Below are 6,003 nucleotides of genomic sequence, written 5' to 3' on the forward strand. Positions count from 1 at the left end.
TATCGCTGCGTGTAGCGTGGGCAGGGAGTTGTGTATACGCGACCGCGCGGGCGCGGCGCGCCGCCCGCGCGACCTCCGGCTCCGGGTCGGCGAAGTGCGGCAGCGCCTCGTCCCAGCCGAGCCCGTGGCGGTGCGAGAGGAGGACCAGCGCCCGGGCCCGCACGCGCGCGTGCCGGTGCCGGAGCAGCCCGCGCAGGGCGTCGGGGTCGTCCCGCAGCGCGCGCAGCACGACGGCCCCGACGCGGGGGTCGGGATCGTCGGCGTACGGCGGCAGCCCGGCGTCCTCCAGGGCGCCGAGCAGCCGCAGCCCGCCGAGCGCCCGGGCCCGCACGGCGCCGTCGGGGTGCCGGAGGAGCGCCCGCAGCCGCGGGGCGTCCCCGGCGTCGCGTTCCTCCGCGAGCCCGCTGACCGCCGCGGGCGTGACGGCCGCCGGGTCCGCGCAGAGCGCGCGCAGGCGCGCGTGCGGATCGCCGCTGGCCTCCCGCAGGCCGCGGCGGGCGAGTCCGCGCACCCAGGGGGAGGGGTCCGTCAGGTGCGGCACGAGGGCGTCGGCCCGTCCGCCGGCCCGCAGCGCGGCCACAGCCATGCCCCGCACCACGCCGTCGGCGGCGCCGGACAGCGCGCCGAGGACGGCCGCGCCACCCGGCAGGTCGGACAGCACGCGCGCGGCGAGCCGCCGGACGTGCCGGTCCTGGTGGCCGAGGGCGAGCCCGGCCAGGTCGTCGGGGGAGAGCAGGCCCGCGTCCAGGGCGTACCGGAGCGCGAGGACGCGCACCTCGGAGCCCTCGCACACCTCCAGGAACCCGAGGAACCGTTTCCCCGCCGTCGCGTCCCGCCGGATGCCGAGCGCCGCGCGGAGCCCTTCGAGCCGCTCGCCCGGGTCCCGGGCGGTCAGCGCGATCCCGTACAGCTCCCGCTCGTCCAGCACCCCGGCCGCCGCCCCGGCCCGTATCCCGGCCCTCCGGGCCTCCTCGTGCTCCCAGCCCTGCCCGGCCCGCAGTTCCCGCACCGCGTCCTCCGCGACTCCGCCGGTCCGCGCGAGCACGGCGTCCCGCCCCCAGCGGCCGTGCCGCCGCCCGCCGAGGCGCAGCGCGAGCGCGGCGAGGGACCGCACGGTGTCGTCGCCGGCGGTGTCGAGGGCCCGGGCGAAGGCGGCCCGGGCGCGGTCGCGTACCGGCTCGTCGCCGTCCGCGCAGCGCAGGAGCAGCAGCGGCAGCGGCGCCGCCGGGCCGGCCGCGTCCAGGGCCGCCGCCCGGACCCGCGGGTCGGCGTGGCACAGGCACAGCGCGAGCTCGGACGGCGTCGGCGGTCGCCCCCAGGACGGCGCGCCGGCCTCCTCGACCCAGTACGGGGCGGTGTCCCAGTCCGCGACCTCGCGGCTGTCGAACCAGTGGGCGCCGAGCAGGAAGGTCGACGTGCCCCGCCATCCGGCGACGCGGTCCATGGTCCCGTAGAAGACGTCGGAGTCGAGCGCCACCCAGTCCTCGGCCCGCCCGGCGCCCACCGCCGTGGCCGTGTCCTTGCCGTGCAGAAGCCGTTCTCCCCGGCGAAGGTGGTGCGTGGGGCCCAGCAGGCGTTCGCTCGTCATGCGGCGGACCCTATCCCCGGTCCCGCCACCCCGACCTGCGGTTTTCCGTCCCGACACCCCTCGATTGACGAATCATGCGGAGTTCTGCATACTCATGCATCAAGGGTTTCGGCAACGAGGCGAGGAGCAACCAGAAGTGAGCAGCAACAACGGTGACGTCCGGCTCTGGGGCGGACGCTTCGCCGACGGTCCGGCCGAGGCCCTCGCGAAGCTCTCCGCCTCGGTCCACTTCGACTGGCGCCTCGCGCCCTACGACATCGCCGGATCCCGCGCCCACGCGCGCGTGCTCCACAAGGCGGGTCTGCTCACCGAGGACGAGCTGACCCGGATGCTGGCCGGTCTCGACCGGCTGGAGGCGGACGTCGCCGACGGCTCCTTCGTCGGCACCATCGCCGACGAGGACGTCCACACCGCCCTGGAGCGCGGCCTCCTGGAGCGGCTCGGCGCCGAGCTCGGCGGCAAGCTGCGGGCCGGCCGGTCCCGGAACGACCAGGTCGCCACCCTCTTCCGGATGTACCTGCGCGACCACGCCCGGATCATCGGCGGGCTGATCGCCGACCTCCAGGACGCGCTCGTCGGCCTCGCCGAGGCGCACCCGGACGTCGCCATGCCCGGTCGCACCCACCTCCAGCACGCCCAGCCGGTGCTCTTCGCCCACCACGTCCTGGCCCACGTGCAGTCCCTCTCCCGGGACGCCGAGCGGCTGCGCCAGTGGGACACCCGGACCGCGGTCTCCCCGTACGGCTCCGGCGCCCTCGCCGGCTCCTCCCTCGGGCTCGACCCGGAGGCGGTCGCCAAGGACCTCGGCTTCGAGCGCGGCTCGGCCGGCAACTCGATCGACGGCACGGCCTCCCGCGACTTCGTCGCCGAGTTCGCCTTCATCACCGCGATGATCGGCGTCAACCTCTCGCGGATCGCCGAGGAGATCATCATCTGGAACACGAAGGAGTTCTCCTTCGTGACCCTCCACGACGCCTTCTCCACCGGCTCGTCGATCATGCCGCAGAAGAAGAACCCGGACATCGCGGAGCTGGCCCGGGGCAAGTCCGGCCGGCTCATCGGCAACCTGTCCGGCCTGATGGCCACCCTCAAGGCCCTGCCGCTCGCCTACAACCGCGACCTCCAGGAGGACAAGGAGCCGGTCTTCGACTCCTGCGACCAGCTGGAGGTCCTGCTGCCCGCCTTCACCGGCATGATGGCCACGCTCACCGTCAACCGGGAGCGCATGGAGGAGCTGGCCCCGGCCGGCTTCTCGCTCGCCACCGACATCGCCGAGTGGCTGGTCAAGCAGGGCGTGCCGTTCCGGGTCGCCCACGAGGTGGCCGGCGAGTGCGTCAAGGTCGCCGAGTCCGAGGGAAAGGAACTGGACGGGCTGACGGACGAGCAGTTCGCGAAGATCTCCGAGCACCTCACCCCCGAGGTCCGCACGGTCCTCAACGTCCCCGGCGCCCTCGCCTCCCGCAACGGCCGGGGCGGCACGGCCCCCTCCGCCGTGGCCACCCAGCTGATCGAGGTCAAGGCCGACCTGGTCGTCCAGCACGCCTGGGCCACCGCCAAGCAGAAGTAGCCCCGAGGCGTCACGGCGCCACAACGTCACGGCGTCACGGCGCCACAACGCAAAAGCGCCACAGTGTCACAGCGCCGCCGCCCAGTCCGCGAGCCTGTCGAAGTCCGGCCGGAGCAGTCCCAGCCGGGGGTCGACGTGCAGCAGCAGGGCGGCGGTGCCGTGTTCGCGCTCCACGTACGCGTGGTCGTGCGGCGTGATGTCGTCGTCCACCCACGCGAACGGCCGCCCCCGCGCGTACTCCAGGACGTACCGGGTCTTCCAGAACGTCCCGCGCGGGGCGGCCCCGTGCATCTGCGGCCAGTCGATGAACGGCAGCTCGGGCAGCCCCAGGTGGGGCCCGATCCACTCGTTGGCCTCGCCCTTCCACGTCGTCGCCCACACCAGCTCGTACGCTTCCGCCAGCGCGAGCAGCTCCGCCCCGTGCCCCGGGTTCAGCCACACCCGCAGCGGCCTGGTCTCGGACCAGCCGGAGGGCCGCATCCGATGGGTCGTGTACCCCTCCGGCCGGCGCTCGCGCTGCGCCGCGTAGGGGTTGAGCGGTCCGTCCACGTCGATCAGCAGCAGCGGCTTCGTCATGCCCCCAGCATTCCGCCCCGCCCCTCGGTGAGGCATCAGAATTTCACGTGAGACAAAGATGTCTCACTCGGTGTATGGTCGTCTCATGTCAGTCGACCGCACCCAGGTGCTCCGTTCCGCCGCCGCCCTGCTCTCCCGCAAGGCGACCGCCACCATGGACGAGGTCGCCCGGGCCGCCGGCATCGGGCGGGCCACGCTGCACCGGCACTTCGCCGGCCGTGACGCGCTCGTGCGGGCGCTGGAGCAGATGTGCATCGAGGAGGCCGAGGCCGCGCTCGACACGGCCCGGATCGAGGAGGGGCCCGCCGACGAGGCGGTCCGCAGACTCGTCGCCGCCTCCCAGCCCGCCGCCCCGCTGCTCGCCTTCCTCGTCACCGAGAACCAGCTGTTCGAGGGGGACGGGCAGAACGAGGGCTGGTCCCGGCTCGACGCCCGGCTCGTCGGCCTCTTCCGGCGCGGCCAGGAGGAGGGCGCCTTCCGGATCGACCTGAGCCCCGCCTGGCTGTGCGAGGCGTTCTACGGGCTGATCGGCTCCGGAGCCTGGGCCGTCGCCGACGGGCGGGTCGCCGCCAACGACTTTTCTTACATGATCGCCGAGCTGCTGCTCGGCGGAGCGCGCAGGAGCGTGGAGAAGTGACCACCGAAACCGTCCGCTACGACAAGGGCAACGAGGAAAGCCATACCGAGGGCGTCCGCCGACCCGGCCGGTGGCTCGCCCTCGCCGCGCTCGTCCTGGCCGTGCTGCTGGTGGCCGTGGACGCCACCGTGCTCGGCCTGGCGACCCCGTTCCTCTCCGAGGACCTGAAGCCGACCGGCACCCAGCTGCTCTGGATCGGCGACGTCTACTCCTTCGTCATCGCCGGCCTGCTCGTCTCCATGGGCAGCCTCGGCGACCGCATCGGCCGCAAGAAGCTGCTCCTCGTCGGCGCCGCCGCCTTCGGCGCCGTCTCGGTCCTGAACGCCTACGCGTCCAGCCCCGAGATGATGATCGCCGCCCGCGCCCTGCTCGGCGTCGCCGGCGCGACCCTGATGCCGTCCACCCTGGCCCTCATCCGGAACCTCTTCCACGACCCGCGCGAGCGCAGCCTCGCCATCGGCATCTGGGGCGCCATGGCCTCGGCCGGCGCCGCCGTCGGCCCGGTCGTCGGAGGCTTCCTCCTGGAGCACTTCTGGTGGGGCTCGGTCTTCCTCATCAACCTGCCCGTCATGGCCGTCCTGGTGGTCATCGGCGTCAAGCTGATCCCCGAGTCGAAGAACCCGGACCCGGGCCCGTGGGACCTCCCCAGCGTCGCCCTCTCCCTCGTCGGCATGATCGGCGTCGTCTACGCGGTCAAGGAACTGGCCTCGCACGGCCCCACCCTCGACGTGGCCGTCGCCGCGCTCGCCGGCGCCGGCGGCCTCACCTGGTTCGTCCGCCGCCAGCTCACCCTGCCGGCCCCGCTCCTGGACATGCGCCTGTTCCGCAACCGCGGCTTCTCCGGCGCCGTCCTCGCCGACCTGCTGACCATCCTCGGCCTCGCCGGCCTGGTGTTCTTCCTGTCCCAGTTCTTCCAGCTGGTCCAGGGCCGCTCGCCGCTGGAGGCCGGCCTCGCCGAACTGCCCGCCGCCATCGGCTCGGTGACCGCCGGTCTGCTCGCCGGCCGGGTCGCCCGCCGCTACTCGGTCCGCTCGGTCGTCGCCGGCGGCCTCGCCGCCATCGGTCTCGCCCTCGCGGTCCTGACCGTCATCGGCCGGTCCACCGGCTACCCGTTCCTCGGCGCGACCCTGCTCGTCGTCGGCGTCGGCGCCGGACTCGCCTTCACCGTCACCGCCGACGTGATCCTCTCCAGCGTCCCCAAGGACCAGGCCGGATCCGCGTCCGCCGTCTCCGAGACCGCGTACGAGCTCGGCGCCGCCCTCGGCATCGCCGTCCTCGGCTCCATCGTGACCGGCGTCTACCGCGGGTTCACCACCCCGGCCGGCGTCCCCTCGGACGTCGCCGCGGCCGCCCACGACTCCCTCGGCGGCGCCGTCGAGGCGTCCGGGGCGCTCGACCCGGCCCGGGCCGGCGCACTGGTCGCGGCCGCCCAGGACGCCTTCGTCGACGGCCTGCGGATCGCCGCCGGCGTCGGCGCGGCCGTCCTCCTCGCGACCGCCGCGGCCGCCTGGTTCCTCCTCAGGGACCAGAAGCTCGCGGACGGCGTCGAGCACTGACAAACCCGCCCCCCCACGCACGAGGGAGCGCCCCGCAAGTTAAGGGGGGGGCCGCACCCACCCCCCCCCCCCCCCCCCC

The 6,003-nt window shown here is 74.4% G+C and carries 5 protein-coding genes; 3 read left to right on the forward strand and 2 right to left on the reverse strand.

All coding sequences use genetic code 11. The features are described 5' to 3' along the window. Window positions 1-1,588, reverse strand: a 1,588-nt coding sequence (locus ACFW1I_RS37675; protein WP_384678527.1) for a HEAT repeat domain-containing protein, incomplete at its 3' end; no start/stop codon positions are given. A gap of 136 nt (window positions 1,589-1,724) precedes the next feature. Here ACFW1I_RS37675 and argH point away from each other — a divergent pair. Beyond that, window positions 1,725-3,155: an argininosuccinate lyase gene (argH, locus tag ACFW1I_RS37680; RefSeq protein ID WP_384678529.1), complete on the forward strand. Its 1,431-nt coding sequence runs from the start codon at window positions 1,725-1,727 to the stop codon at window positions 3,153-3,155. A 66-nt stretch (window positions 3,156-3,221) separates the two neighbouring features. Here argH and ACFW1I_RS37685 read toward each other — a convergent pair whose 3' ends face one another. After that, window positions 3,222-3,731 (reverse strand): HAD domain-containing protein, encoded by a 510-nt coding sequence (locus ACFW1I_RS37685; RefSeq protein WP_384678531.1) that lies wholly within the window; start codon window positions 3,729-3,731, stop codon window positions 3,222-3,224. An 85-nt stretch (window positions 3,732-3,816) separates the two neighbouring features. Between ACFW1I_RS37685 and ACFW1I_RS37690 the strand changes: the two genes are divergently transcribed. After that, window positions 3,817-4,368: a TetR/AcrR family transcriptional regulator gene (locus ACFW1I_RS37690; RefSeq protein WP_384678533.1), complete on the forward strand. Its 552-nt coding sequence runs from the start codon at window positions 3,817-3,819 to the stop codon at window positions 4,366-4,368. Further along, on the forward strand, window positions 4,365-5,924 hold the full coding sequence (locus ACFW1I_RS37695; RefSeq protein WP_384678535.1) for an MFS transporter: 1,560 nt from the start codon (window positions 4,365-4,367) through the stop codon (window positions 5,922-5,924). The genes ACFW1I_RS37690 and ACFW1I_RS37695 overlap by 4 nt, the downstream gene beginning before the upstream one ends. Window positions 5,925-6,003 lie beyond the last annotated feature (79 nt).

This window comes from Streptomyces sp. NPDC058955 (assembly GCF_042741435.1).
In the GTDB taxonomy this organism is placed as follows: domain Bacteria; phylum Actinomycetota; class Actinomycetes; order Streptomycetales; family Streptomycetaceae; genus Streptomyces.

Excerpts from the sequence above, each read along its gene's own strand:
- ACFW1I_RS37685 (WP_384678531.1), bottom strand. The coding sequence starts at position 3,731 with ATGACGAAGCCGCTGCTGCTGATCGACGTGGACGGACCGCTCAACCCC.
- ACFW1I_RS37690 (WP_384678533.1), top strand. The coding sequence starts at position 3,817 with ATGTCAGTCGACCGCACCCAGGTGCTCCGTTCCGCCGCCGCCCTGCTC.